This window comes from Nocardiopsis sp. ATB16-24, from assembly GCF_030271535.1.
Classification (GTDB): Bacteria; Actinomycetota; Actinomycetes; order Streptosporangiales; family Streptosporangiaceae; genus Nocardiopsis.
In genome coordinates this window covers 143,670-169,928 of sequence record NZ_JASCXJ010000007.1, presented here as the reverse complement: position 1 = coordinate 169,928, position 26,259 = coordinate 143,670, and the positions used below count along the sequence as shown (strand labels likewise).

Here is a 26,259-nt window from a genome sequence, read left to right as displayed (position 1 = left end):
CGCACGCGCCGGGGCGGTCGCACCCTCGGGTGCGACCGCCCCGGACGTGGCGACGGGCCGGTGCCTACTCGTCCTTCTTGGAACCGAACATGATCTCGTCCCATGAGGGCACCGAGGCGCGACGACCGCGTCCCTTGCGCTTGGCCGCGGCGCCGTCGTCGGCCGCGTGGGCGGTGGCCGGGACCGCGGGCTGGTCCGCGGCACGACGCGGGGCGCCGTTGTCGTTGAGGTCGATGGTGGCCCGGCGGCGACGCGGCGCCGGACGCGGAGGCGTCTCCCCGGCGGGAGGGGCGATCTCGGGGTCGACGGCTCGCGTGCTCCGGGTCTCCAGGGGCCGGTCGGAGACGGGACGACGCTCGGGCCGTCGAGGACGCTCCACCGGTTCGGCGCCCACCGTGGGCCGGACCCACTGCTCGGCCTCCGGTCGCCGACGGAGCCGCTCCGCGGGTTCGGGGCGCTGGTACGGGGCGGGTTCGGCCGGGGACGGGGAGTGCTCGCCCTCCACGTACGCCTCGGCGCTCCGGGTCTCCCCGTGCTGGGCCGGGTGGCGTTCGGAGGGCGCGGGCTCGGCTCTGTGCAGAGGTCCCGAACGGGAGGCCCGCGCGGGACGCATCGGCTCTCCCAGGGGCGTGTCGGCGAGCAGGCCCCCGGGCGCGGAGCGGTCCGATCGAGGTTCGGGACGGGGGTCGGGACGTGACGGGTCGGCGCCGGCCTCGGTACGGCGTGGTGCGAAGGGGGTCACGTTCGCACCGGGGGCGGGCGCGGGTTCGGGACCGGGGGAGGAGAACCGGGCGGCCTCCTCGTCGGCCGGGGTGACGGTGTTGTGTCTGGGTTCGTACAGCCAGTGGGCGACGCGTTCCTCACCGCCGTGCAGAAAGACGAGCTTGATCTGCCATGTGCGGTCCTCGCGCCTCCACGAGTCCCACACCGCATCACCGGTCTCCAGTTGGTGGGCGCCGATCCGCTTGGTGACCAACTCCTCCAGGGAGGTTCCCGGAGCGGCGTCGCCGTCGGCGCGCACACTGGCGCGCTGGGCCTGCTGGGCGATGTACTCGCGTTCCTGGAGGACAGGGCCCTCGAACCAGCGGACCCGTTCGATCGGTATACCGGAGATCTCGGAGATGGCCTCCGCGGTTTCGCCGGACCGGATACGGGCCTGGATTTCCTTGGGGCGCAACGGATTCTCCACTTCGATCTCGTACTGGCCGAGCCGGGAGAACTGGCCGCGTACTGCGGCGCGGAGGCGGTCGTCGACGGGCAGCGTGAAACGGGTTCCACGGCCGGCGCTGGCGAGCACCAGGTAGGTGCCGTCCTCGCTCACGGCCACGAGGCGAAGCTCGTGCATCGCCCTCCCTTTCGCGTCCCGTCGAGGGCAGGTCCCGAGACCGGCCCCCGCGTTCTCCAAGTCTGGTCGGCCGACAACTGTTCGGCCACTACCGCGTCCGGCATGTCCGAACTGTGCCCGCCTCCCGATCCGCGGCGCGTGCCGCGGTGGGAGATGCCCCGGGTGTCCCGGAGCCCTCACGGTCGCTCTTCGTTGCCAATCTTGACACGCCGACCCTTCACCGACCGGGAGCGATCGCGGGGGAATGTCGCAGATCCCGTGCGAAGGCTCCGCCGTGATGGTATCCCGCGCACCTCGAATCACCCCAGGCCTGGGAAAAACTCCGATCTCGGCATGTTCTTCGGTTGCTGGGATTCTCTGGTGCGCAACTCGACACGCCGAGGTTCGCCAAAGGGTGATGATTCTTATTTGATGGTGTTACCGGAACCTTGTCGCCTTGGTCTGAGTTATCCCTCTATGGGGGAAACGTCCCCTTTGGTGCTTGTGGGGTCATCTGCCCCGCCACACGCCCATCCCGTGCCCGGCGACTCCCGGCATGCCCCTGCGCCATCCCCGGGCACGGTCGACGAAGAGAGGGTCGGATGGCTCGAACCGGACATCATGAGGACGTGGAGGAAGAGGAGGAGGAAGGCGGCAAGAAGAAACGGATCAGCCTGAGCTTCTCCCAGGTCACGGGGGCCGGCGCCGCCACGCTGGCGGCCGCGACCGCCGCCTCCTACCTGAACGTGTACGGCACGGTCATCGGTGCCGCCGTCATGGCCACGCTCAGTACCCTCGTCAGTCCCATGCTCCAGCACTGGTTCTCGCGCAGCGGCGAACAGGCCAGACAGCTGGCCGAGAAGGCCGCCGCCCGCGGCGGCCTGCCCCTCCCGCACCTGACGGGGGCCAAGAGCGCCTCCGACACGGAGGCGGGGCACGGGAGCGGGCGGGCGAGCGAGGTCGAGCGAACACGGGAGCCGTCCGAGGCGGCCGGGGACACCGTCACCGGGGACATCGACGTTCAGGACCCGCCCTCCGAACCCCAGGGGAGGCGCGGATGGCGCTCCCTGGTCGTTCCGGCCGCGGTGGTGTTCATCCTGGTGATGCTGGTGATCCTGGTGTTCGAACTCTTCACCGGACGCTCGCTGACCTCGTGGACGCGCGGTAGCGAAGAGCCCAGCACCCCCACCCTGTTCGGCGGCAGCGTCTCCGCTCCCGTCCACCCCGAGGAGGGCCCGGAAGCGCCCGACACCCCGCCGGAGGGACCCGACGTCCTCCCGGGACGACCGGAGGAACAGGCCCCCGGTACGGAAGGGGGGCCGACCCCCGCTCCGGAGGAACCCGAGGGCGGCGGAGCCCGGGACGACACCGTTCCGACACCCGCGGACCCGCCGGTGGAGGAGCCCCAGGCCCCGGGCGAGCAGGTTCCCGCTCCAGGGGGCGGGGAACAGGGCGGAGAGGCTCCCGCACCGGACCCGGCTCCGGCTCCCGACCCCGCCGCACCACCGGAGGGGTGAGACCGCCGGTCCTCGCCCTCCCCGGACTCCGCCGGCGGCGACTCAGCCCAGGACCCGGTCCAGGTAGGCGTTGGTGAACCGACGCCCGGGATCGACCCGCTCGCGCACCGCCATGGCCTCGTCCAACATCGGGTAGACGCTCTCCAGGTAGGAACGGTCGCGAGTGTGCGTCTTGCCCCAGTGGGGACGCCCTCCCACGGACGTGAAGAGGGCCTCCATGTCGGCGAAGTAGGCCTCATGGGGTGTGCCCTGGTACACGTGCACCGCCACATAGGCCGTCTCACGTCCGTAGGCGGTGGACAGCCACACGTCGTCGGCCGGGGCGAAGCGCACCTCGACGGGGAAACTCACCCGATGTCGGCCTCGTTCCAGGATGGAGCGCGCCTCACGCAGGACGTCCACCACGTGCTCGACGGGGATCGCGTACTCCATCTCCACGAAACGCACGTCGCGCACCGAGGCGAAGACCCGGTAGGAGGCGTCGGTGTAGACGCGCGCGGACAGCGCCCGCGAACTGACGTGGTTCACCGCGGGCACCATGGCGGGGAACCGACGACACACGCGGTTGACCCTCTCGAAGAGCGTGTTGGACAGGAACTCATCGTCCAGCCAGGCCCGGAAGGGCGTCAACGGCCGGGCCGGTCCCGCGCTGACGTTGTTGCGTTTGGTGTTGGTGTTGCCGGTGTGCGGGAACCAGAAGAACTCGAAGTGGTCGTTGTCCGCACGCAGTTCGGGCAGGCGCTCCAGCACCTCCTCCAGCGGCATGGGCTCCTCACGAGCGTGCAGCAGGAACGCCGGGCGCACCGCCATCGTCAGGGCCGTGACCACGCCGAAGGCGCCCAGACCCACCCGCGCCGCATGGAACAGGTCGGGTTCCTCGTCGGCGGAGCACTCCACCACCGAGCCGTCGGCGAGCACCATCTCCATGCCGACCACCTGGTCGGCCAGTCCACCGGTGTCGCGCCCGGTGCCGTGGGTGCCGGTCTGCACCGCGCCCGCCATCGTCTGCACGGCGATGTCGCCCATGTTGGCCAAGGCCACGCCGTGCCGGGCCAGTACGTCGTTGAAGTCGCACAGAGGAAGGCCCGCCTCGACCGTGGCGGTGCCCGCGGACGGGTCGACCGAGCGCACGCGGGTCAAGGAGGTGGGGGAGAGCAGCAGACCGTCGGTGACCGCCACGTCGGTGAAGGAGTGCCCCGCACCGACCATGCGGACCCGTAGGCCCTCGGCGGCGGCCGAGGAGACCGCCTCGGTGACCTGGGCGACACTGCCGGGGGTCACCGTACGCCTGGGCCGAGCCTGGTGGGTGCTCGCCCACGTCTGCCACACCACATCCGTCATGGGCAGACCCTAGCGACCGGGGACCCGGGTGGCCAGGGCCCCAACGGCCCGGAGTCGTCCGGGCGGGGGAGAGTCCAAGACCACAGCGCGGCTTTGCGGGAGCCGACGTGGTCAGGCGCCCAGGAGCTGGTTTCATAGGGCACATGAGCTACTACGACGCGTTTTTGCTGATCTCCTTCGGCGGACCGGAGGGCGAGGACGAGGTCATCCCGTTCCTGGAGAACGTCACCCGTGGCCGCAACATCCCGCGCGAACGGCTCGCCGAGGTCGGTGAGCACTACTTCCTCTTCGGTGGTGTGAGTCCCATCAACCAGCAGTGCCGTGATCTCCTCTCCGCGATCACCGCGGACTTCTCCGCCAAGGGGATCGAGTTGCCGGTCTACTGGGGCAACCGTTTCTGGGCGCCGATGCTCACCGACACCCTCGCCCGGATGAAGGAGGACGGGGTGCGCCGGGTGCTGGCACTGGCCACCTCCGCCTACTGCAACTGGTCCAGCCGTACCGCCTACGAGGAGGACATCGCCCGGGCCCGCGCCGCGTTGGGCGAGGACGCCCCCGAAGTGGACCTCATCCGCCCCTTCTACGACCACCCGGGATTCATCGAGCCGTTGGTCGAGCACACCCGCGCGGCCTTGGACGCCCTGCCCGACGGTCAACGCGAGGGCGCCCGCCTGCTCTTCTCCGCCCATTCCATCCCGACCTCCATGGCCGAGGCCAGCGGTGGTCCGGGCCACGCGTTCGGCCCCGAAGGGGCCTACGGGGCCCAGCTCGCCGAGGCGGCGCGCCTGGTGGTGGAGCGACTCGGCGGTGACCACGACCACGAGGTCGTCTACCAGAGCCGCAGCGGTCCTCCCAGCCAGCCCTGGCTGGAGCCGGACATCAACGACCGCATGGAGGAGCTGGCGGCCGAGGGCGTTCCGGCGGTGGTCGTGGTCCCGCACGGCTTCGTCTCCGACCACATGGAGGTCAAGTTCGACCTGGACGTGGAGGCACGGGAGACGGCCAGGAAGGTGGGCCTGGGCTATGAGCGCGCGCTCAGCTCCGGCATGCATCCCGCGTTCGTGACCATGGTCACCGACCTGGTCCGCGAGTACACCGGTCAGGCCGAACCCCGGCGCCTGAGCACCCTGGCACGGTGCACGGACTGCTCCTGCCCGGCGTGAGGGCCGGTGCGGCCGGTAGGTCGCGCCACCGGTCCGCGGCGGGCGTGACGCTCGCGGCACTCCTTCGAACCGGACCGTCGGTAGGAGGCCGAGCACGGGGGGAGCCGGGTGTGACAGGGTGGGGTAAACGCTGATGACCCCACCTCGGTGCGGGTGAGGGGAGTCGGCTCCCCCACGGTCCTCCCCGATCGGGACGGGCCGGAGCACGAGTAGACGTAGGAGCATGTGTCTTGGTCCGTTCCTGGTATGAACTACCGGAGTACGTCCGCCTCCGCCGTGTCAACGGGCTACGCCTGTCACCGGACGGCACCCGCCTGGTGGCACCCGTCAGTGGCCTCGCCCCCGACTCCACCTCCTTCCGCAGCGCCCTGTGGGAGATCGACGTCCTTCCCGAGTCCGAGGGCGGAGGCGCCCCCAGGCGCCTGACCCGCTCGGCCAAGGGCGAGGGCACCGTCGGCTTCCTCCCCGACGGTTCGGTCCTGTTCACCACCGGTCGACCCGACCCCGAGTCCAAGGAGGAGGGGACCGGGGCCGCCCTGTGGCTGCTGCCCGCCGACGGCGGCGAGGCCCGCCAGGTCGCCTCCCGGCCCGGCGGGATCGGCTCCTTCACCGTCGCCCGGAACTCGGGCCTGGTCGCCCTGACCTCCAAGACCCTCCCGGGCAGCCAGGACGAGGAGGCCGACAAGCAGGCACGCAAGGCACGTGAGGAGGCCGGAGTCACCGCGATCCTCCACGAGACGCTGCCCGTGCGCTCCTGGGACAGCGACGTCGGTCCCGACCATCCCCGTCACTTCGTCGCCGATCCGCCCGCCGACGACGACGCCCGTCTGGGCGAGTTGCGGGACCTGACCCCCGACGCCGGGACGGCCCTGCTCAACGCCGGTGCCGCGCTGAGCCCCGACGGCGGCCTCCTGCTCACCGAGTGGCGGGTCCCCGTCGGCAGGGGCGCCCACCGTTCCGACATCGTCGCCATCGACACCGCCACCGGGGAGCGTCGTACCCTGGCCTCCGACCCCGACCACGACTTCGGCGGTCCGCTCGTCTCTCCGGACGGACGCCACGTCCTGCTCGTCCGCGGTTCCGAAGGCGAGTACGACGGTGAGCCCCGTGACCAGACCGCCTGGCTCATCGACCTGGCCACCGGACAGGGACGTGACCTGCTTCCCGAGCACGAGCTGTGGCCGCGCGAACTCGCCTGGGCCGCCGACTCCGGTGCGGTCTTCATGGTGGCCGACGAGAACGGCCGTCGTCCCGTCTTCCGGATCGATCTGGACAGCGGGGAGGTCACCCGTATCACCGGTGACCACGGTGCCTACAGCAACATCAACCCCTCCCCCGACGGCCGGTACGTGTACGCCCTGCGTGACGCCTGGGACTCCCCGCCGGCCCCCGTGCGACTGGCGGCCGACGCCACCGACGGCCAGCCCACCCGCCTGCGCACGCCCGGGTCGGAGCTGAGCATGCCCGGCACGCTCACCGAGATCGAGACCACCGTCGACGACGGCACACGCGTCCGCGCCTGGCTGGTGCTGCCCGAGGAGGCGTCCGCGGAGTCACCCGCCCCGCTCATGCTCTGGGTCCACGGAGGCCCCTACATGAGCTTCAACGGGTGGTCCTGGCGCTGGAACCCCTGGCTGCTCGCCGCCCGCGGCTACGCCGTCCTGCTGCCGGACCCCGCCCTGTCCACCGGCTACGGGCAGGACATGCTGCGCCGGGCCTGGGGCAAGTGGGGACCGCGCACCTTCGCCGACGTCATGGCCATCACCGACGCCGCCGAGGCGCGTGAGGACATCGACGCCGAACGCACCGCCATGATGGGCGGCTCCTTCGGCGGCTACATGGCCAACTGGATCGCCGGCCACACCGACCGCTTCCGGGCCATCGTCTCCCACGCCTCCCTGTGGGGCCTGGACGCCTTCAGCGGGACCACCGACTACCCGCCGGTGTGGGAGCACGAGTTCGGCACCCCGGTGGAGCGTCCCGAACGCTACACCCTGAACTCACCGCACCTGCGCGCGAGCGACATCCGTACACCGATGCTCGTCATCCACGGTGACAAGGACTACCGGGTGCCCATCTCCGAGGGCCTGCGCCTGTGGCGCGACCTGATGCTGCACGAGGTGGACGCCAAGTTCCTCTACTTCCCCGACGAGAACCACTGGATACTCACGCCGGGGAACGCCCGGATCTGGTACGAGACGGTGTTCGCCTTCCTCGACCACCATGTGCACGGCAAGGAGTGGAGCAGGCCCGAACTGCTCTGATCCGCCGTGTCCCGGCCGGGTGTCACCGCGATGCCCGGCCGGGTCCACGTCCGGGAGGCGATCCCGTACACCAGACCACTCCACGACCGGGAGGACATCCTTTGGGCACCACCGACGCCGTATCCGAACGGGAGAGCCTGCGCGACCTGGCCGTCGCCGTGGCGGCGGAGGCGGGCGAACTCGCCGCGCGGGGGCAGGAGGGCATCACCGTGCTCGACACCAAGTCCAGCCCCACCGACGTCGTCACAGAGATGGACCGGGCCACCGAGGACCTCATCCGCACCCGTCTGCTCGCCGCGCGTCCCGACGACGCGGTCCTGGGGGAGGAGGGCGATGACGAGGAGGGCACCAGCGGAGTGCGTTGGGTCGTCGATCCCATCGACGGCACCGTCAACTATCTCTACGGACAGCCCGACTGGGGCGTGTGCGTCGCGGCGGAGGTGGACGGCGTGGTCGTCGCGGCCGCCGTGAACGTCCCCGGGCGGGGCCGGATGTACGAGGCCGTGCTCGGCGGAGGCGCGCGCCGTGACGGCCGCGTGCTCCAGGCGCCACCGGCCGTGCCGCTGGAGCGGGCCCTGGTCGCCACCGGCTTCGGTTATTCCTCCCGGCGCCGTCTCCGGCAGGCCCAGGTCCTTCAGGGGGTGATCCCCTACGTCCGGGACATTCGCAGAGGCGGCTCGGCCGCCCTGGACCTGGTCGGGTTGGCGGAAGGTTACTACAACGCCTACTACGAACGGGGTCTCAACCTCTGGGACTGGGCCGCTCCCAGTCTGATCGCGCAGGAGGCGGGCGTACGCGTGGCGGGGGCGCGCGGCGGACCGCCCAGTGAGGACCTGGTCATCGCGGGGCCCCCCGGGCTCTACGAGGCACTGGACGAACTCCTCGCCCCGCTGGGAGCCGACACCGACGGATGAGACGGTCGGTGGGACCGGCGTTTGGCCCGGACGGACGAAGGGCGGGGCGTGGAGTCGTGCTCCACGCCCCGCCCGGGGGACGATACGGGTGGTGTCCTCCTCGAACCTCCGCCGCACGCGGCTTCGCGTACGGGCGCCCGGGGCGCGCGACCCCTGGGCGTTCTCCCCGCTCGCGGTGGCTCGGGGGACCTTGCCGGACCCTAGGCGTAGGTGTCGACGCCGTTACGAGCCGCGATGCGGTAAAGGTCTTCCAGCTCCGACGCGTGCGTGTCGGCGAGGAAGTCGTCTCCGGCCGCTCTGGCGGCTTGGAGCGACTGGTGGGTCTCGTTGATACGGCCCTTGATCTCCGCGTGGAACTCGCCCATTGCACCTCTTTCAGGGGTAGGCACCGGGGCACGACCGTGTCCCGGCGCGAGTCGCTCAGCGCACGCCGAAGCGTCCGCACGATCGAAGTAGTCACATCCCCGTGACATGCGTGCCCGTCGCGGTCCGGCGGAAGGCCGGTGTCCACGCGCGCGCTTTCTATCTCTACCGCACCGTGTTGAGACCCAAACCACCAATTCCACATGATTTTTCCGTGTCCAGCCGGGTGACCGGAGGCGCTCCCGGCCGCGGGGCTCGGGAAGACCGCCCACCACGGGATCCGTGACGCCGTGCGCCGTGCCGGTCGCTCCCGCCGACCCAAAAGGCGGTCAAGGGTGGCACAGGACACACTCCCAAAAGAACGCCCACGCTTACTTGTTCCTTATTCTTGATGTGTCAGATTCGAGACGTGCGGGGTTGGGTCGCTGCCGGCGGTTGGGGGATTCGCCGGCAGCGCCTCCCCGTGCGCAGGGGAGCCATGGAGCTCCCGGCCCAGCGCCCGTGCCGGTGCGGGGCGAGGAGAGCGGCTCGGTTCGCGGGACCACCGCGACGGGTTTACCGTCTCCTTACCCCGGCTGTGAGAGAACGGATGACGCGGCCGGGACCAAGAACGCCGCTGCCGGTGTGTTGGGGGATGCGCCGGCAGCGGCCCCCTTTCCCTCTCGGAACGACGCTGTGGAAGGGCGACGTGCGCGTACTCGTGGTCGAAGACGAACGGGTCCTGGCCGATGCCGTGGCGGTCGGTCTGAGACGCGAGGCGATGGCCGTGGACGTGGTCTACGACGGCGACACCGCTCTGGAGCACACCATGATCAACGACTACGACGTGATCGTGCTCGACCGCGACCTGCCCGGTGTCCACGGTGACGACGTCGCCCGCTCCCTGGTCCAGGAGAACTACAACGGCCGGATCCTGATGCTCACCGCCTCCGGTGGTGTCCAGGACAAGGTCGAGGGTCTGACCATCGGCGCGGACGACTACCTGGCCAAACCCTTCGCCTTCGCCGAACTCATCGCCCGGATACGTGCTCTGGGCCGTCGCTCGGCTCCTCCGCTGCCCCCCGTCCTGGAGCGTCACGGCATCACCCTGGACCCGGCCAACCACCGTGTGCACCGTGACGGTCGGGAGGTTTCCCTCACACCGAAGGAGTTCGCCGTCCTGCAAGTGCTCATGCGCGCGCAGGGGACCGTGGTCAGCGCCGAGGGGCTGCTGGAGAAGGCCTGGGACGAGAACGCCGACCCCTTCACCAACGTCGTCCGCGTCACCGTCATGACCCTGCGCAAGAAGCTCGGCGAGCCGCCGGTCATCCACACCGTCCCCGGTGCGGGGTATCGGCTGTGAGCCACGAGGAACGGCCGGGACCGGAGCGGGCGGGCCCCGGCCGCCCCGGCGACACCGGCGGGTGGCGACGCCTGAACGCCCCGGTGCCGGGGAAGGGCGAGCGGTCCGCGGACCAGGTCCGTCGTTTCACCGACAACCTCAGCCTGCGGGCACGGCTCACACTCATCTACGGGATGCTGTTCTTCGCGGCCGGGTCGGTGCTGGTCCTGGTCAACTACCTGATCGTCGCGCTTCTGCTCAACGCCCTCCTGGACGAGGAGAACGTCTCGGAGCTGATCGCCCACCGCTACCTCATCGAAGAGGTGCTCACCCACGTCACCCGGTTCTCGCTGCTCGCGTTGTTCCTGGTGGGCCTGTTGGCGGTCGCTCTGGGCTACGCCGTGGCGGGACGTGCGCTGTCCCCGTTGCAGAAGATCACCCGTATCGCGCGCCATCTGTCGGAGCGCTCCTTGCACGAGCGCATCGCCCTGTCCGGCCCCGACGACGAGATCCGCGAACTCGCCGACACCTTCGACGGCATGCTGGAGCGTCTGGACCGGGCCTTCGACGGTCAACGGCGCTTCGTCGCCAACGCCTCGCACGAACTGCGCACCCCGCTGGCGATCAACCGCACCCTGTTGGAGGTGGCGCTCAGCGCCCCGGACGTCTCTCCCGACCTCAAGACCGTCGGGCAGACCCTGCTGGAGACCAACGCCCGCCACGAACGCCTCATCGACGGACTGCTCTTCCTCGCCAAGAGCGACCGGGAGCTGGAGGTCCGCGCCCGGGTCGACCTGGGGGAGGTGGCCGGTACGGTGCTCAGCCAGATGGACAAGGAGTTGTCGGAGTCCGGTCTGCGCCTGAACCAGGACCTGAGACCCGCTCCCGTGATCGGTGATCCCGTGCTCTTGGAACGCCTTGTGGGCAACCTGGTGGAGAACGCCCTCAAGTACAACGTCGACCAGGGCGAGATCACCGTCCGCAGCGGCATGTACGAGGGCATGCCCGCCGTGCAGGTGGAGAACTCCGGTAAGGTCATCCCCGCCTACGAGATCGAGGGCCTCTTCGAACCCTTCCGCCGCGGCTCCGGCGACCGGCTCGGTTCCGGCCGCAGCGCGGGACTGGGGTTGTCCATCGTCCGCTCGGTGGTACGCGCCCATGAGGGCATGGTGACCGCCTGGCCGCGCGCCGCGGGCGGGCTCGTCGTCACGGTCTGTCTGCCCGTACCGCGCGGGTGATCTCCGGCCTCACGAGGCCAAGCTGCGCTCGACCACGCTTCGTGGTATCTATACGTGTCCGAAGACACGTCCACCCGTGTCACGGGTGCCGGTCTCGGGTGGGTATGCTTCCCCCGGCGTGGACACGGAAGGAATACCTCCTGACGTGGGCATGTTCGGGTTTTCGCCTGCTCCCGGATGTGTTTCGCGCTTTGTCCGGGATGAGCGGAAACGGATTCTCCAGGTCTATGAGCCACCCGACGCTGGGTAGTACACAGGGAAATCGATCCCTTGGGCGGTATCCGCACGTGTCCGCCTTCGGTCATGACCCAGTGGAAGTACTGCCGGTCCGTGGACAGTGGCCCGGGAGGGGGACATGGTCCGCTGAAGTCGGGAGAATTCATCGGCCGAACCGGGCACAACGAAGGTCTCTCAAGCGTTACACCCGCGCGACGAGGCACTGAACGAGGGGGATGGAGTTAGCAGAGATGGCCACCGACTACGACAGCCCGCGCAAGACCGACGAGGACATCAACGAAGATAGCCTCCAGGAGTTGCAGGCACGGCGAGTGGACAAGGGAACCGGCACGATCGACGTCGACCCCGACGAGGTCGCCGAGGGCATGGAACTGCCCGGTGCGGACCTGTCGGGCGAAGAGCTCGCGGTGCGTGTGCTCCCACGTCAGGCCGACGAGTTCACCTGCTCGCGTTGCTTCCTGGTGCAGCACCGCAGTCAGCTCGCCGAGCAGCGCGCAGGCCAGCTGGTCTGTAGGGAATGCGCCTGAGCGGACGGGACCGCGTCTGAACCCTCCAGTTCCGACAACTCCCTTCCGCGCGGGCGAACCCCATCGAGATCCGGCGCGTTCCGTGAACGCGCCGCTCTCCCCGGCTCGCGTCTCCTCCTCCGGAAGGTGCGGCCGAACACGACGGCGGACGGCCGACCGCACTCCGGTGCGGTCGACCGCCCGCCGTCGTCACAGGGGGCCGTGTCCCGGCCCTCAGAGCCCCAGTTCCTTGGGACGCCTGCTCACCAGCTTGGCGCGGGCGGCGCGTACGGCCAGAACCCGGGCCACCTCCGTACCGACACCGGCCATCACCGCCCAGCCCAGTGCCTGGCCCAGACCGATGTCGGGGGAGTCCACGTCCGTGGGCGGTTCCTCGCCCGTCGCCTTGGTCCAGGCGAAGTTCAGTGCCTTGCGCATGACGTACTGCGCGGCCATCCCCGCCAGGAGACCAGCGAGCACCGGGCCGATGTCACCGCCGTCCTTCTTGGCCATCGAATCGTTCACCGTTTCCGTTGGGCGTACGAGGACGCGCGTGGGGCGCGCACCCTCATGTTCGTACAAGGGTGATCCTTTCACGTCACCATGGCGGACGGTGGACCGAACTCGGCGTGCCCGCCTTCGGGGCGGAGCCTCGTGTGATGATCGAAACCACGGAGCGAACACGCTCGGGAGCGCACTACCATTGGCCCCATGACCAACCGCTCTCATTCCTTCCGCATGCCCGACAAGCCTTCGCTGGACGGTATCGAGGCGAAGTGGGACGACGTATGGGATGAGTCCGGCGTCTACCACTTCGACCGCACCCGTGACCGCGAGGACGTCTACTCCATCGACACCCCGCCGCCCACGGTCTCGGGGTCGCTGCACATCGGCCACGTGTTCTCCTACACGCACACCGACACCGTCGCGCGTTTCCAACGCATGCGGGGCAAGGCCGTCTTCTACCCGATGGGGTGGGACGACAACGGCCTGCCCACGGAACGCCGGGTCCAGAACTACTACGGCGTGCGCTGCGATCCGTCGATCCCCTACGACCCGGACTTCCAGCCGCCGGCCAAGCCCGACCCCAAGCGGCAGGTCCCCGTCTCTCGGGGCAACTTCATCGAGCTGTGCGACAGGCTCACCGTCGAGGACGAGAAGGTCTTCGAGTCCATCTGGCGTCGTCTGGGCCTGAGCGTGGACTGGCGTCACACCTACGCCACCATCGACGACGACTCCCGGACCGCCGCCCAGCGGGCGTTCCTGCGCAACCTGGCCCGGGGAGAGGCCTACATGGCGGAGGCGCCCACTCTGTGGGACGTCACCTTCCGCACGGCGGTCGCCCAGGCCGAACTCGAGGACCGCGAGCGCCCCAGCGCCTACCACAAGCTCGCCTTCCACAAGCCCGACGGCTCCCCGGTCCACATCGAGACCACCCGGCCCGAGCTGCTGGCCGCCTGCGTCGCGCTGGTCGCCCACCCGGACGACGAGCGTTACCAGGACCTGTTCGGCACCACCGTGCGCACCCCGCTCTTCGGTGTCGAGGTCCCGGTCAAGGCCCACCGCCTCGCCGATCCCGAGAAGGGGTCGGGCATCGCCATGATCTGCACCTTCGGCGACACCACCGACGTCACCTGGTGGCGGGAGTTGCAGCTGGAGACCCGCCCCATCATCGGCTGGGACGGTCGCATCGTGGCCGAACCGCCCAGGGGGCTGGAGGCCGGCGCCGCCCGTGAGGCCTACGACGAGCTCGTGGGCGCCACCGTGCACACCGCCCGAGAGCGCATCGTGTCCCTGCTCAGGGAGAGCGGTGACCTGGTCGGTGAGCCCACGCCGATCACCCACCCCGTGAAGTTCTTCGAGAAGGGCGACAAGCCCCTGGAGATCGTCACCACCCGCCAGTGGTACATCCGCAACGGCGGACGGGACGAGGACCTGCGCCGTCGACTCGTCCAGCGCGGTCGCGAGCTCGAATGGCACCCCGAGCACATGCGCGCCCGTTACGAGAACTGGGTCGAGGGGCTCAACGGCGACTGGCTCATCAGTCGCCAGCGCTTCTTCGGTGTGCCGTTCCCCGTCTGGTATCCGTTGGACGCCGACGGCAACCCGCGCTACGACGAACCGATCCTGCCGACCGAGGACCGGCTTCCGGTCGACCCCAGCTCCCAGGCCCCTCCGGGCTACACCGAGGACCAGCGTGGGCGGGCGAACGGGTTCATGGGCGACCCCGACGTCATGGACACCTGGGCGACCTCCTCGCTGTCCCCGCAGATCGCCTCCGGCTGGGAGCGCGACCCCGACCTCTACGCACGCGTCTTCCCCATGGACTACCGTCCGCAGGGGCAGGACATCATCCGTACCTGGTTGTTCTCCACCGTGGTCCGGGCCCACTTCGAGAACGACACCCTGCCCTGGAGGACCGCCGGCATCTCCGGTTGGATCCTGGACCCCGACCGTAAGAAGATGTCCAAGTCCAAGGGCAACGTCGTCACCCCGTTGGCGTTGCTGGAGAAGTACGGCTCCGACGCGGTCCGTTACTGGGCCGCCAGCGGACGTCTGGGCACCGACACCGCCATGGACGAGGGTCAGATGAAGGTCGGCCGCAGGCTGGCCATCAAGATCCTCAACGCCAGCAAGTTCGTCATGTCCGTGGCGGGCGAGGAGACCTCCGCCGACCCCGCTCGGGTCACCCAGCCGCTGGACCGGGCGATGCTGGCCGCGCTGGCCGACGTGGTGGAGGAGGCCACCGCGGCCTTCCAGGCCTACGACCACACCCGGGCCCTGGACTGCACCGAGCGCTTCTTCTGGGACCTGTGCGACGACTACCTGGAGCTGGTCAAGGCTCGCGCCTACGACACCGACTCCGCCGAGGGCGCCTCCGCCCGGGCCGCACTGCTGATCGCCCTGAGCGCCCTGCACCGACTCTTCGCGCCCTTCCTGCCCTTCGTCTCCGAAGAGGTCTGGAGCTGGTGGCAGGAGGGATCGGTCCACGTCCAGGACTGGCCCCGGGCCGACGAGTACCGTGCCGCCGCGGCGGACGGCGAGGCGGCCGTCCTGGCCGCGACCGCCGAGGTGCTGCGCGCCGTGCGCAAGACCAAGTCCGAGGCCAAGTTGTCCATGCGAGCCGAGGTCGAGCACGTCAGGGTGTCGGGCAAGCAGGCCGAGGCCGCCCGCGCAGCCAGTGGCGACATCGCCGCCGCGGGACGCACCGCCGCGATCGACTTCCACACCACCGACGACGCCGAGCTCACCGTCGAGGTGGCGCTGCCCGCGCCCACCGAGGAGTAGTGCCGTCGCGGGACGGGACCGTGACGGGTGCCGCGGACGGGGGCGTGAGCACGGGCCGAGGCGTCGTGGGAGCCCCGGCCCCTCGTCCTCGCGGGGCTCAGAGGGCCGAGGTGGAACCCGGAGGAGGAGCAGCGCGCGGGGGCGGGACCGGTGGAACCCGGTCCCGCCCCCGCGCGGTGGTGACGGAGAACCGTTTCAACGCCCGAGGGGCGATAGGCTCGGCCAATGTGAGTACCACATCCTTGGCAGACGGACGGATCGCGGTCACGGTCCAGCGCCTGGACCCTGACCTTCCCTTGCCCGCCTACGCTCATCCCGGTGATGCGGGCGCGGATCTGTGCACCGCCGTCGACATCGTCCTGGACCCGGGGGAGCGCGCCACGGTCCCCACCGGACTGGCCATCGCACTTCCCGACGGGTACGCCGCCTTCGTGCATCCGCGTTCGGGGCTGGCCGCGCGATGCGGACTCACCCTCGTCAACGCACCGGGAACGGTCGACGCCGGGTACCGAGGTGAGATCAGAGTGACCCTCATCAACACCGACAGGACCACCCCGGTCAAGCTGGCCAGGGGTGACCGGATCGCGCAGCTGGTCGTCCAGCGCGTGGAACGGGCGGTGTTCACCGAGGCGGACTCCCTGCCGGAGTCGCCCCGGGGGACAGGCGGTTTCGGTTCGACCGGGGGTCATGCCGCACAACGGTGACGGTGCCCCCATCCCCGGTGTCATTCCGGGACCAACGTGAAGCGAGAGGTGAAGGCGTGTTCGGACGCCGCCGCAAGAAGCGGGACGAGCAGACGGAGAGAACGGGGACGGAGGCCGCGCCCCAGCGTGAGGGAGGGGCCGGGGCGGTCTCCTTCGGTAACGAGGTCGAGCCCGAGAAACCCGTGCCGGGGCCGGCCAAGGAGGCCGACCGACACCGTGCCACCGGGCCGTGGGACTCCGAGGAGGATTTTCCCGAGGCCAAGCGCATGGACCTGGGCAGCATGCTCCTGCCCATGGAGCAGGGCACCGAGATCCAGGTCAACGTCGCCCAGGACGCCCAGGGCAAGCAGAAGATCATCGGTGTGACCCTGGTGCGGGGAAAGAGCGCGTTGCAGGTGCAGCCCTTCGCCGCGCCCAAGTCCTCCGGACTGTGGGACGAGATGCGCGAGGAACTGCGCGAGCAGGTCACCAAGCAGGGCGGTAAGGCCGAGGAGCACGACGGTACCTTCGGCCCCGAGCTCAAGGCCCTGATCCCGGTCAAGGGGCGCAAGACCGAGGACGGCAGACAACTCGCCCAACGCGTGCGCTTCATCGGTGTGGACGGTCCCCGGTGGGTGCTGCGGGGAGTGATCCGCGGTGACGGCGCCTCCAAGCCCGAGACGATGGCCGAGGTCGAACAGCTCTTCGCGGGCATCGTGGTGGTACGCGGCGACCAGCCGGCGCCCCCGAGCGAGTTGCTGCCGATCACCGTGCCCAAACAGATCCAGGAGCAGATGGCCCAGGCCGCCCGGACGCGTGCGGCCCAGCAGGCGGCACAACGGGGCAACGCGGGTCGCTCGCCGAACGGCGCGGCGCCCGGTGGCCCCCCGGAGGGATCCGGACGGTCCTGAGCCGGGGGCGTGGAGGAGGCACCACGGGCACCCGTCTTCCGTAGGCTGTGTCGCATGACACAGACAACGCAGATCGGTGTGCCCCAGGTGCTTCCCGAGGACTGGGACCGCGCCCTCGCCGTGGTGGCGCACCCCGACGACCTGGAGTTCGGTGCCTCCTCGGCGATCGCGAGGTGGACCGGCCAGGGCAAGGACGTGGTGGAACTGCTGGTCACCAAGGGCGAGGCCGGTATCGAGAGCATGGCCCCGGAGGAGTGCGCCCCGCTGCGCATGGCCGAGCAGCGTGCGTCGGCGGAGGCCGTGGGCGTGGCCACCGTGGAGTTCCTCGACTTCCCCGACGGCACCCTGGAGTACGGGCTGGAACTGCGTGCGGCGCTGGCCGCCGCGATCCGGCGGCACAGGCCCGAGGTGGTCGTCTCCATCAACTTCCGTGAGCACTTCGCCGGCGGGGGCGGGTTCAACCACGCCGACCACCGGGTACTGGGACCGGCCCTGCTGGACGCGGTACGCGACGCCGCCAACCGCTGGGTGTTCCGCGAGCAGTTCGAGGAGGGCCTCCAGCCCTGGACGGGAGTGCGTTTCGTGGCCTTCGGCGGTTCTCCTCGCTCCACCCATTACGTGGAGTTGAGCGAGGGCGACCTGGCCGCCGGCGTGGCCTCGTTGGCCGCCCACGAGGTCTACCTGGCCAACCTGTCGGGGTTCGACCAGGAGGCCTTCCTGCCCCGGGCCGCGGCCGAGGCGGGGGAGTGGGCGGGCGTCCCGCTCGCCACCGGCTTCGAGGTCTTCGAGGTGTGACCGGAGGTCCGGTCTCAGAGGGCCGGACCGGGGTCCACGGGCTCGGTGATCCGTCCCAGGAAGAGGATCGCCTCGCGACGGCGCAGGACGAACACGAACGGCCGGTCCACCGTGAAGCGGATCGGTCGGGACGGTACGGCCGCCGCCATGAGCATCATCACCGCTGTGGCGGCCGCCCCCTCCGCGCCCTTCTCGTCCACCCGCAGCACCGACTGGTGCAGGATCTCGTCGGCTCTGAGCGGCTCCTCGCTGATCCCGTCGAAGCGGGCGGTGTCCGTGGCCAACCGGCGTACCCCCAAGGTGGCCAGGGGCTCCAACAGGGACACGTCGCTCTCCACCTCGAAGCGTGGCAGCGCCAGGTCGACCTGCTGCGGGGAGGCCTGGCGGTACAACTCCACGAGCGTGCGGGCCGAGATCGGTCCGGGATCGGTGGTGCGCTCCTCGGGCAACAGCACGTCCAGGCTCAGCTCGTGGTCACCCTCCAGGCTCACCATGCTCCATCCGTGCGCACTCGCGTGGGGCATACGGGCCGACCTGTGCATGGTGGGTACCCGTCGCCTCCCCGAAGGCATGTGGAAGGGCCGATCACGGGTCTGTCGGGGATCGAAGGGGTCGGGCCAGACCACCTTCACCCACAGCGCGTTGACCAAGAGCAGCCGCACGTCGGGGTGGACGCTGCCGGGAGGGAGCAGCTCCTCGATCAGACCGCGGGTCACCTCCGCCACCTTGGCGTTGATCCGCGAGCGCACCCCCTCGGCGTCGTGCGCGAAGTCGGCGTGTTCCACTTCGGCGCCCGAGCGTTCGCCCATCCGCGCCTCGAAACCCGGCACCACCTTCAGGTCGGCGGGTACGTACAGGCCGTTGAGCGTGGCCAGGTCCGGTCCGGAGTCGTCGGCGCTCGCCACGGCCTCGTCCAAGGACCTCAGTTGGCCTTCGGTGTCCTCGCCCAGCAGGTCCTGGAGTTCGGCCAGCGTCCGCTCCGCCGCGCCTGTGGCCAACAGGGCCAGCACGGTGCCCACGGAGTGCGGGGACCACACGTGTGACCGTCCGGGCCGGGTCAGAGCCCCGTCCAGGGCGGCGGCGAACTCCAGGTGGTCCCGTCGGGGGGACGTGTTCGATCGCATGGGCTCCTCGCTCGCTGTCGGATCCGGTGACTCTGGCCGCCAGCGTACGGACCATCGACCGCGGGTGCCAGGACGCCTGTTCCGGTGAGGGAGCCGAAGGGCGTCCAGAAGGTGGGGAGCGACGCCCCGGCCACCCGGGGCGAGACGGGGCGTGGAGAGAAAGTGAGGGCTTCGTTCACACCAGGAACAGGAGTCCCACCGGATGAATGGAAACCCATCCCGAAAGTCTGTGTGTTCCGAACCGAGTGAGGCTCTGGTTCGTCTCGGAAGAAGTCGATCAGGTATCTCCGCTGATCAGATCTGGGTTTCCAAGGAAAGATGATCTTCGGTTCCCAGTGGATCTTCTGTTGAAACGCACCTAAGGGATGTTGTTTTGATGCGGCTCACCGTGCCCCTTTGGTTGCTTTGTGTTTTTGATGTAGGCCGTGGTTTCAAGGTTTTCGGAGGTTCATTGCATGGAATGCAGCAATCTGGAAGATGAAGCCCCCCGGAGGGGGTGTGAGCATGGAGCGATGTCGCGTCCGGTCTTCCAGGTATGCCTGCCGTCGAATGAGGGAGGATGTTCGTTGACTCAGCGTAGTGAAGGCGCGTTATGTCAAAGGAGTGTCGGGCGTCTTTCCTCTCTGGTTGGAGGAGTCCGAGACCCCTCCTTGTTCCCGTTCCGGATCCTCTGTTTTTCCTTCTTGCTCTCAAGGAGGAGTCATTGTCTCGTGTTGCGGTTCCCCTTTGGGAATTTTTAGGAGGGTGAAATTGGAAGAGTCTGTGCGTCGGGCTACCGAAATAATCAAGCTCCGGTATTCGGAGCCCATTACTCTGAACGAGATCGCGGCAGAGGTGTTCGTGAGCCCGTATCATTTTTCTCGGATATTCTCGCGTGATGTCGGCCTGACCCCCGGTCGCTACCTCACCGCCGTTCGCCTCTTCGCGGCCAAACGCCTGCTCCTGACGACGGAGCTGACCGTCTCCGACATCGTGTGCAGTGTCGGGTACAACAGCGTGGGGACCTTCACCAGCAGGTTCACCCGTCTGGTGGGGATGTCGCCGACCCAGTACCGGGACCCCGATGTGTCCAGACTGTTCGTCGCCGCCTCCCATGACTTCTTCCGGATGCCGGACCTGGAGGAGATGGTGGCCGCGAGCAGGTATCGCCTCCTGCCCGAGCGGTACACGACCACGCTCCGAGGAGTGATCGAGGCTCCTGCCGCGGCGGGGGTGACGGACACGGTGATCTGCGTGTTCTCCGAGGCGGCACCACAACGCTCACCGGTGGTCTTCCAGCCCCTGGCCCTGTCCGGGCGGAGGGAGTTCGAAGTGTCGGGAGTACCCATCGGCTCCTACCACATCCTCGCCATGGCGGCGCCCCGGAGAGGGAGAGCGTACATGCCCATGCTCACCGCGACCACGCGAAGGCACGTCACCATCGGACCCGGGCTCGACACCGGCGTCGTCCTGTCACTGCGTCCTTTCGAAGTGACGAACCCGCCGGTGGCGGTGACCCTCGCCGAGGCCCCGGTGCTCGTGGGAGCCAGAGCCCTTCCACAGACGGTCTGATGCCGTGGACGCCTACAAAGGCAATCGTGGAGTAGAGTCCGGCTCCCACGGCGGACAGCATGGACGAAGGGAAGGAAGACATCCTTCGCAAGGGCGGGAGGACGGCTTGTCCGGTGTGATGGGAGCGTTCCGACGTTGGGCCATGACTCCGAATCCAGGGGCGGTCAAGCTCGGGACCCGGGGTTTCCATGACAAGGGAGCGGACGCACGTGCTGTCCTGGAGACGGTGGGGGAGTCCTTCCTCCTCGGCCTGGGGGAGGCGGTGGAGAGCGCGTCACCGGAGCGCACGGACGCAAGGCTCCGGGAGGTGGACCGTCGCCACCGGGGCTTCGCATACGAAGGCGCGGCGATGGGATTCGCCCTGATGGACGGCCTCTTCCCCGGGACCGGCAGGACCCGGCGTTTTCTCGACGGACCCGCTTCCGACCACGTCTACATGGTCTACATCGGCATCGGCTGGGCGATGGCCCGCCTGCCCCGACCGCTGTGGCCCGACACCCGGTCTCTCGACCCGGTGCTCCGTTGGCTGGTGTACGACGGTTACGGCTTCCACCAGGCATATTTCCATACCGAAAAGTACGTTCACGGCAAGGTGCGCGACGATCGTGCGGCAAAGGCCACATCGGACGGCGCCTACGCGCTTCGGGCGGCCGACCAGGGTGTGGGACGGGCCCTGTGGTTCGTCGCCGGAGCGGACCCGGACATCGCCGTCTCCTTGGTGGAGACCTTTCCACCCGAGCGCAGGGCCGATCTCTACTCGGGGGTCGGGTTGGCCGCCACCTACGCGGGCGGTGCCGAAGAGAAGGAGCTGGACCGGCTTCGGGACGGTGCGCGGGAGTACCGGTGGAACCTGGCTCAGGGGAGCGCCTTCGCCGCTGAGGCCAGGGTGCGGGCCGGGCTCGTGCTCTCGCACTGCGAGATCGCCACGAACGTGTTCTGCGGAACCGGTGTGGACAAGGCCGCACGTCTGTGCCGCGAGCTGTGGCCCACGGTCGAGACTCCGGAATCCGACCCGACCCGCCCCCGCTACGAGCTGTGGCGCACTCTTTTGGCCGATGCCTTCTCCCAAGGCGGTGAAGGGGGAGTATGAGGTCGGAAAGAGAAGGGTTCTGAAGAACATTCAGATCCTCTTCTCCTAGATATCCTGAGGGTCGTCTCCGTCAAAGGATTCGTGGACATCCCGCCATGGAGTGAAGAGGAGCCGTCGTCTCCTGTTTCCATGAAACCCCAGGTCAAAGTACCTATGAGGTGGTTTTTGTCATGCCCTGATACGAAGTCCTCCTCTTCTTCGGCGGTTCTCGATCATGTGGAGCACGAGGTCTTCGCTCCTCTCCAGGAAAGCAAGAATGAATATGGAGAAGAAGTCCCGTTCTCCTTGAGTCTGGATGGCGTCGTGAACCCGAAAGTCGGTATCGCTATCTTTTCCAAGGAGCCCTTATGCGGCTGATGTACCGTTTGGCGGCGCTCGCGCTCGCATTGGCGCTGATGGGTGTGCTGGGCACTCTGACCGTGCGTCCTTCCCTGAGCGACCCGGCGCGGGCCGAACTGGCGAAGTCCTTCGGCTTCGAGGTCCTACAGCTCAACTCGGAGCCGGAGGGCGCGCGGGCCGAACGCCGGACCGCACCGGGGCTGGAACACTACGCGGGCTGGATCTCGGCGGTGGGGGCGGGCGGGACCCTTCTCGACCTGCGCGGGCTGGGCAGATCCGCGGACGTGTGTCTGGTCGATCCGAGGGACGACAGTGTGACCCTGCGCAACGCCCCGGGGAGCGGCGCGCGGGACTACCCCGTCGTGACGCTGGTGCCGGAGGGGCTGCCCTATGACCACACCATGGCTCCCATGGGGTGCGTGCCCGCCGATATCGACGAGGACGGTGACCTGGACATCATCGTCTACTACTGGGGGCGCTCGCCGGTCCTGTTCATGAATACGGCCGGTCCCGAAGCGATACCGGAGTCGGAGGGTTTCACGGCCCACGAGATGGTCGAGCCGATGCAGGTGTGGAACACGACCGCCCTGAACGTCGCGGACCTGGACGGCTCGGGCAGCCTCGACGTGTTCGTCGGCAACTACTTCCCCGATGGCGCACGCGTGCTGGACCCCGAAGCGGGGACCGACACGCGGATGGAGATGCAGCAGAGCATGGGACTGGCCACCAACGGCGGGCACAACAGGGTCCTGCTGAGTACTCCCGTCGGAGACAGGGACACGCCACCGATGTTCACCGACGCCGGCACCGCGCTCCCCGCACGGGTGGCCACCGCCTGGACCCTTGCCATCGGCTTCCAGGATCTCAGCGGTAACGGGGTCCCCGACATCTACCTGGCCAACGACTTCGGCAACGACAACATGCTCGTCAACCGCTCCACCCCGGGAGAACTCTCCTTGGAACTGGTGAAGGGCGACCGGGACATGGTGACTCCCAAGTCCCAGGTCATGGGAAACGGCTCCTTCAAGGGCATGGGCGTCGCCTTCACGTATGACGACGGAGCGGACCTGCCCAAGATCCTCGTCAGTAACATCACCACCCCCTACGCGCTCCACGAGAGCAACCTGGCGTTCGTACCGACCGGTGAGGGTTCGGCGTTCCTCGACGGCACGGTGCCCTACACGGAGAACAGCGAGGCACTGGGGATAGCACGCAGCGGCTGGGCTTGGGACATCAAGGCGGGCGACTTCGACAACGACGGCACCGACGAGATCCTTCAGGCCACCGGCTTCCTCCAGGGGGAGCGGAATCGCTGGCCGGAGCTCCAGGAGATCGCCATGGGCAACGACCAGATGCTCAAGTATCCGCAGGCGTGGCCCGACTTCTCCGAGGGCAGCGACCTCTCGGGGCACGAGACCAACCCCTTCTGGGTACTGGCCGACGACGGACGCTACACCGACCTCGCCGCCCCCTTGGGCCTCGCGGAGTACGACGTCACCCGTTCCTTCGCCTTCGGGGACGTCAACGGCGACGGGCTGCTGGACGTCGTGGTCGCCAACCAATGGCAGGACTCCCGTCTCCTGCTGAACCGTGCCCCGGACGCCGGTCCGGCCGCGGTCCTGCGTCTGATGCGGCCGGGCGTGGTCGGAGACGACGCACTGGTCCCCGCGATAGGGGCCTCGGTACGGGCGGGCGGCTCGGGACAGCCCGAGCAGCGCCACCAGCTCTACCCCGCCAACGGTCACGTGGGAGTCTCCGACGCGATCGTCCACCTGGCGGTCCCGCAGGCTCCTCTGCCCGTCACCGTCTCCTGGCGGGACGCCGACGGCGGACGGCACACCGCGGAACTGACGGTGGAGCCCGGAACCCACATGGTCATTCTCGACGACGACGGGACGGTGAGCGTTCGATGACCGCGACCAGACCTCACACCGGCCCGGCCGAGACCGCCGTGACCCCGGTCTCCTCGCATCGGGCCGACGGAGGGTCGAGCGTTCCCCGGCCCGACCGGCGGGTCAAGGCGCTGCGCATGTTCGCCACCTCCATCACCGCTTTCACTGTTCTGGGGCACCTGTTCCTGGGGTTCGAGCAATCTCCCCTCACCCCTGTCATGGCCGTGTTGTTCGGTTATGCGCTGGACCTGGTCCTGGAGACCCTGGACGCGAGGGCCTCCGGTCGTGAGGCGGGGTACACGGGCGGCGTCGGGAGAATGGTGGACTATCTGCTCCCCACGCACATCGCGGGCCTGGCCTGCGCGATGCTCCTGTGGGGCAACGCCTCGCTCTGGCCGTACCTGTTCGCGGTGTCGGTGGCGGTGAGCAGCAAGTACCTGTTCCGTATCCCGGTCGGAGAGCGCAGGAGGCATTTCCTCAATCCGTCCAACTTCGGGATCGTGGCGACCCTGTTGCTCTTCCCGTGGGTGGGGATCGCCCCGCCCTACCACTTCACGAACAACACCACCGGGGCCCTGGACTGGCTGATCCCCTTGGGCATCCTCATGGCCGGGACCATGCTCAACGTCAACCTGACCAAGCGTTGGCCTCTGATCCTCGGATGGGTCGGCGGATTCGTGCTCCAGGCCGTGCTCAGGTGGTTGCTCCTGGACCACATGCTCCTGGCCGCGCTGCTTCCGATGACCGGTGTCGCTTTCATCCTCTTCACCAACTACATGATCACCGACCCCGGCACGACGCCCTCCAAGCCCCGCAACCAGGTGGTCTTCGGACTGACCACCGCCGCGGTATACGGGCTCCTGGTCGTCAAGGGGATCGTGTTCGGCCTGTTCTTCGCCCTCGTCATCACCTGTGTGCTGCGAGGAGCGGTCCTGCTGTGCGCTCCCTTGGTCGCACGGGGACACAAGACCGTCCGGGAGGTCTCCGGCACGGCGAACCATCGTCGGAGTTCGACGGAGAGAAGGAGTGTGAAGTGAGCACCGACACCAGACATCCGGTGAAGAGCACCTCGTACACGGGCCCACGCAACCGCGTACTGCGCGCTATGAACACAGGACGGCACGAGCTGGCCCTGAAGCTCTACACGGTGATCGTCCTCGCCCACTGGGCCGAGCACATCGTCCAGGCGGTCCAGATCTACGTGATGGACTGGCCGGTGCCGGAGGCCCGGGGCCTCCTCGGTATCCCCTTCCCCTGGCTGGTCACCTCCGAGTGGATGCACTACGGCTACGCCTTCATCATGCTGGTCGGCTTCCTGCTGCTCCTGCCCGGTTTCTCCGGCCGGAGCAGGATGTGGTGGTCCGCGGCCCTGGTGCTCCAGATCTGGCATCACTTCGAACACCTGGTTCTGGTCGTCCAGGCGATCAACGGGGTCAACATCGGTGGGGGAGAGGTGCCGATCAGTCTCGTCCAGATGTTGATCCCCAGGGTGGAGCTGCACCTGCTCTACAACACCATCGTCTTCGTGCCGATGGTCGTGGCGATGTACCTGCATTCCCGGCCGGTCACGGCCGGGCGCGAGGCCCCCTGGTGTTCGTGTGCCGGTGACTCCGGGAGGGCGGGCGGATGAGTTCCGGGCGGCGCCGGGTTCCGGCCTTCACCGTGGTGCTGCTCCTGGTCGCCCTCCTCGTCGTCTTCCTGGGGGTGGGCAACGCCGACCGGAGCATACGGGCGGCGCGCGCGGAGGGAAGCCCCGGCACCTTCATCGGGACCCGACTGGACTGTGTCCAGCACCCCGGGCACGAGTCGTGTACCTGTTACGGCACCTACGTACCCGACGACGGGGGACCGGAACGGACCGACGTCTACCTCTACGGCCGAAATCGGCAGTCCTGTCCGCTGGAGGAGGAGACCCCGGCGGTGGACGTGGGAGCGGCCAGCCGTGTCTACGGCCCCGAGGGCTCCAACGAGTGGGTCATGACGGCGGGGATGATCCTGTTCGGGGTGGGGCTGGGGTGTTGGGCGATCCGCTCCTGGCGGGTGGCCGACCGCGTCCCCGCGGGTTGAGTCGAAGACACGGGAGCGGAATCGGCGAGGTCGATCCGGGCGGTGGCGTTCATGGGGGCGCCGCCGCCCGGCCGCGTCTGGTGGCCGAGTCGGGAGAGGCTCGCCCCCCTGAGGGCGTGTGTGCGCCGCTGCGAGGCCGTCCTTCGGGACCCTTCGTCGATGTACGGGCACCAGACGCGGACGCCGTCTTCCTCGATGCTTCCAGGGTGACCGGCCGGTCTTTCGTCACCGGGCGGTGCCGCCCTGACCAGCACGAACGGACATATTTCCGCGCAGAAAGAATCACACTGTTATGAAATGGAATAGCAGGGGAGGAGAAGATAATTTTTGC

Annotated in this window: 23 protein-coding genes; 18 read left to right on the top strand and 5 right to left on the bottom strand. The window is 68.8% G+C overall.

Going from position 1 to position 26,259, the window contains the following annotated elements; translation table 11 throughout:
• Positions 1–64: 64 nt before the first annotated feature.
• On the bottom strand, positions 65–1,345 hold the full coding sequence (sepH, locus tag PFX91_RS10670) for a septation protein SepH (protein WP_285731295.1): 1,281 nt from the start codon (positions 1,343–1,345) through the stop codon (positions 65–67).
• Between the two features lie 581 nt (positions 1,346–1,926).
• Between sepH and PFX91_RS10665 the strand changes: the two genes are divergently transcribed.
• Positions 1,927–2,841: a hypothetical protein gene (locus PFX91_RS10665; RefSeq protein WP_285731294.1), complete on the top strand. Its 915-nt coding sequence runs from the start codon at positions 1,927–1,929 to the stop codon at positions 2,839–2,841.
• Positions 2,842–2,883: 42 nt separating this feature from the next.
• Here PFX91_RS10665 and PFX91_RS10660 read toward each other — a convergent pair whose 3' ends face one another.
• Positions 2,884–4,182 carry a D-arabinono-1,4-lactone oxidase gene (locus PFX91_RS10660; protein WP_285731293.1) on the bottom strand — a complete coding sequence of 433 codons (1,299 nt, stop codon included), beginning with the start codon at positions 4,180–4,182 and terminating at the stop codon, positions 2,884–2,886.
• Positions 4,183–4,325: 143 nt separating this feature from the next.
• On the opposite strand from PFX91_RS10660, the gene PFX91_RS10655 reads away from it, so the two are divergent.
• From PFX91_RS10655 to PFX91_RS10645, 3 genes are all read left to right on the top strand, one after another.
• Positions 4,326–5,345 (top strand): ferrochelatase, encoded by a 1,020-nt coding sequence (locus PFX91_RS10655; protein ID WP_285731292.1) that lies wholly within the window; start codon positions 4,326–4,328, stop codon positions 5,343–5,345.
• A 230-nt stretch (positions 5,346–5,575) separates the two neighbouring features.
• Positions 5,576–7,609: a S9 family peptidase gene (locus PFX91_RS10650; RefSeq protein ID WP_285731291.1), complete on the top strand. Its 2,034-nt coding sequence runs from the start codon at positions 5,576–5,578 to the stop codon at positions 7,607–7,609.
• Positions 7,610–7,710: 101 nt separating this feature from the next.
• Positions 7,711–8,523 (top strand): inositol monophosphatase family protein, encoded by an 813-nt coding sequence (locus tag PFX91_RS10645; RefSeq protein ID WP_285731290.1) that lies wholly within the window; start codon positions 7,711–7,713, stop codon positions 8,521–8,523.
• Between the two features lie 200 nt (positions 8,524–8,723).
• Here the strand turns inward: PFX91_RS10645 and PFX91_RS10640 are convergent, their stop codons facing one another.
• On the bottom strand, positions 8,724–8,888 hold the full coding sequence (locus tag PFX91_RS10640) for a hypothetical protein (RefSeq protein ID WP_285731289.1): 165 nt from the start codon (positions 8,886–8,888) through the stop codon (positions 8,724–8,726).
• A gap of 686 nt (positions 8,889–9,574) precedes the next feature.
• Between PFX91_RS10640 and PFX91_RS10635 the strand changes: the two genes are divergently transcribed.
• From PFX91_RS10635 to PFX91_RS10625, 3 genes are all read left to right on the top strand, one after another.
• A complete protein-coding gene (locus tag PFX91_RS10635; protein WP_285731288.1) occupies positions 9,575–10,228 on the top strand; it encodes a response regulator transcription factor in 654 nt (217 codons plus the stop codon).
• The gene (locus PFX91_RS10630) at positions 10,225–11,445 is read left to right on the top strand and encodes a sensor histidine kinase (RefSeq protein WP_285731287.1); all 1,221 of its coding nucleotides are present in this window, start codon (positions 10,225–10,227) and stop codon (positions 11,443–11,445) included. The genes PFX91_RS10635 and PFX91_RS10630 overlap by 4 nt, the downstream gene beginning before the upstream one ends.
• Before the next feature lie 467 nt (positions 11,446–11,912).
• Complete coding sequence (locus PFX91_RS10625) at positions 11,913–12,209, top strand: DUF4193 domain-containing protein (protein ID WP_285731365.1); 297 nt, start codon at positions 11,913–11,915, stop codon at positions 12,207–12,209.
• A 213-nt stretch (positions 12,210–12,422) separates the two neighbouring features.
• Here the strand turns inward: PFX91_RS10625 and PFX91_RS10620 are convergent, their stop codons facing one another.
• Complete coding sequence (locus tag PFX91_RS10620) at positions 12,423–12,701, bottom strand: DUF4235 domain-containing protein (RefSeq protein ID WP_285731364.1); 279 nt, start codon at positions 12,699–12,701, stop codon at positions 12,423–12,425.
• A gap of 198 nt (positions 12,702–12,899) precedes the next feature.
• On the opposite strand from PFX91_RS10620, the gene valS reads away from it, so the two are divergent.
• From valS to PFX91_RS10600, 4 genes are all read left to right on the top strand, one after another.
• Positions 12,900–15,476, top strand: a complete 2,577-nt coding sequence (gene valS / locus PFX91_RS10615; RefSeq protein WP_285731286.1) for a valine--tRNA ligase — start codon at positions 12,900–12,902, stop codon at positions 15,474–15,476.
• 227 nt (positions 15,477–15,703) lie between these two features.
• Positions 15,704–16,180, top strand: a complete 477-nt coding sequence (gene dut, locus PFX91_RS10610; RefSeq protein WP_285731284.1) for a dUTP diphosphatase — start codon at positions 15,704–15,706, stop codon at positions 16,178–16,180.
• A gap of 56 nt (positions 16,181–16,236) precedes the next feature.
• Positions 16,237–17,070, top strand: a complete 834-nt coding sequence (locus tag PFX91_RS10605; RefSeq protein WP_285731282.1) for a DUF3710 domain-containing protein — start codon at positions 16,237–16,239, stop codon at positions 17,068–17,070.
• Positions 17,071–17,124: 54 nt separating this feature from the next.
• Positions 17,125–17,865 (top strand): PIG-L deacetylase family protein, encoded by a 741-nt coding sequence (locus PFX91_RS10600; RefSeq protein ID WP_285731280.1) that lies wholly within the window; start codon positions 17,125–17,127, stop codon positions 17,863–17,865.
• 14 nt (positions 17,866–17,879) lie between these two features.
• Here PFX91_RS10600 and PFX91_RS10595 read toward each other — a convergent pair whose 3' ends face one another.
• Positions 17,880–18,989, bottom strand: coding sequence for a serpin family protein (locus tag PFX91_RS10595; protein WP_285731278.1), 1,110 nt, complete (start codon positions 18,987–18,989; stop codon positions 17,880–17,882).
• 840 nt (positions 18,990–19,829) lie between these two features.
• Between PFX91_RS10595 and PFX91_RS10590 the strand changes: the two genes are divergently transcribed.
• The 7 genes from PFX91_RS10590 (at position 19,830) to PFX91_RS10560 (ending at position 25,928) form a co-directional block, all read left to right on the top strand.
• Positions 19,830–20,540 (top strand): helix-turn-helix domain-containing protein, encoded by a 711-nt coding sequence (locus tag PFX91_RS10590; protein WP_502888297.1) that lies wholly within the window; start codon positions 19,830–19,832, stop codon positions 20,538–20,540.
• A gap of 118 nt (positions 20,541–20,658) precedes the next feature.
• Positions 20,659–21,630, top strand: a complete 972-nt coding sequence (locus PFX91_RS10585) for a DUF1702 family protein (protein ID WP_285731362.1) — start codon at positions 20,659–20,661, stop codon at positions 21,628–21,630.
• An 81-nt stretch (positions 21,631–21,711) separates the two neighbouring features.
• Positions 21,712–21,987, top strand: coding sequence for a hypothetical protein (locus PFX91_RS10580; protein WP_285731276.1), 276 nt, complete (start codon positions 21,712–21,714; stop codon positions 21,985–21,987).
• Positions 21,978–23,882 carry an FG-GAP repeat domain-containing protein gene (locus PFX91_RS10575; RefSeq protein ID WP_285731275.1) on the top strand — a complete coding sequence of 635 codons (1,905 nt, stop codon included), beginning with the start codon at positions 21,978–21,980 and terminating at the stop codon, positions 23,880–23,882. The genes PFX91_RS10580 and PFX91_RS10575 overlap by 10 nt, the downstream gene beginning before the upstream one ends.
• Positions 23,879–24,898: an enediyne biosynthesis protein UnbU gene (locus PFX91_RS10570; RefSeq protein WP_285731274.1), complete on the top strand. Its 1,020-nt coding sequence runs from the start codon at positions 23,879–23,881 to the stop codon at positions 24,896–24,898. Before PFX91_RS10575 ends, PFX91_RS10570 begins: the two co-directional genes overlap by 4 nt.
• A complete protein-coding gene (locus tag PFX91_RS10565) occupies positions 24,895–25,491 on the top strand; it encodes a hypothetical protein (protein WP_285731272.1) in 597 nt (198 codons plus the stop codon). The genes PFX91_RS10570 and PFX91_RS10565 overlap by 4 nt, the downstream gene beginning before the upstream one ends.
• The gene (locus PFX91_RS10560; protein ID WP_285731271.1) at positions 25,488–25,928 is read left to right on the top strand and encodes a hypothetical protein; all 441 of its coding nucleotides are present in this window, start codon (positions 25,488–25,490) and stop codon (positions 25,926–25,928) included. Before PFX91_RS10565 ends, PFX91_RS10560 begins: the two co-directional genes overlap by 4 nt.
• Positions 25,929–26,259 lie beyond the last annotated feature (331 nt).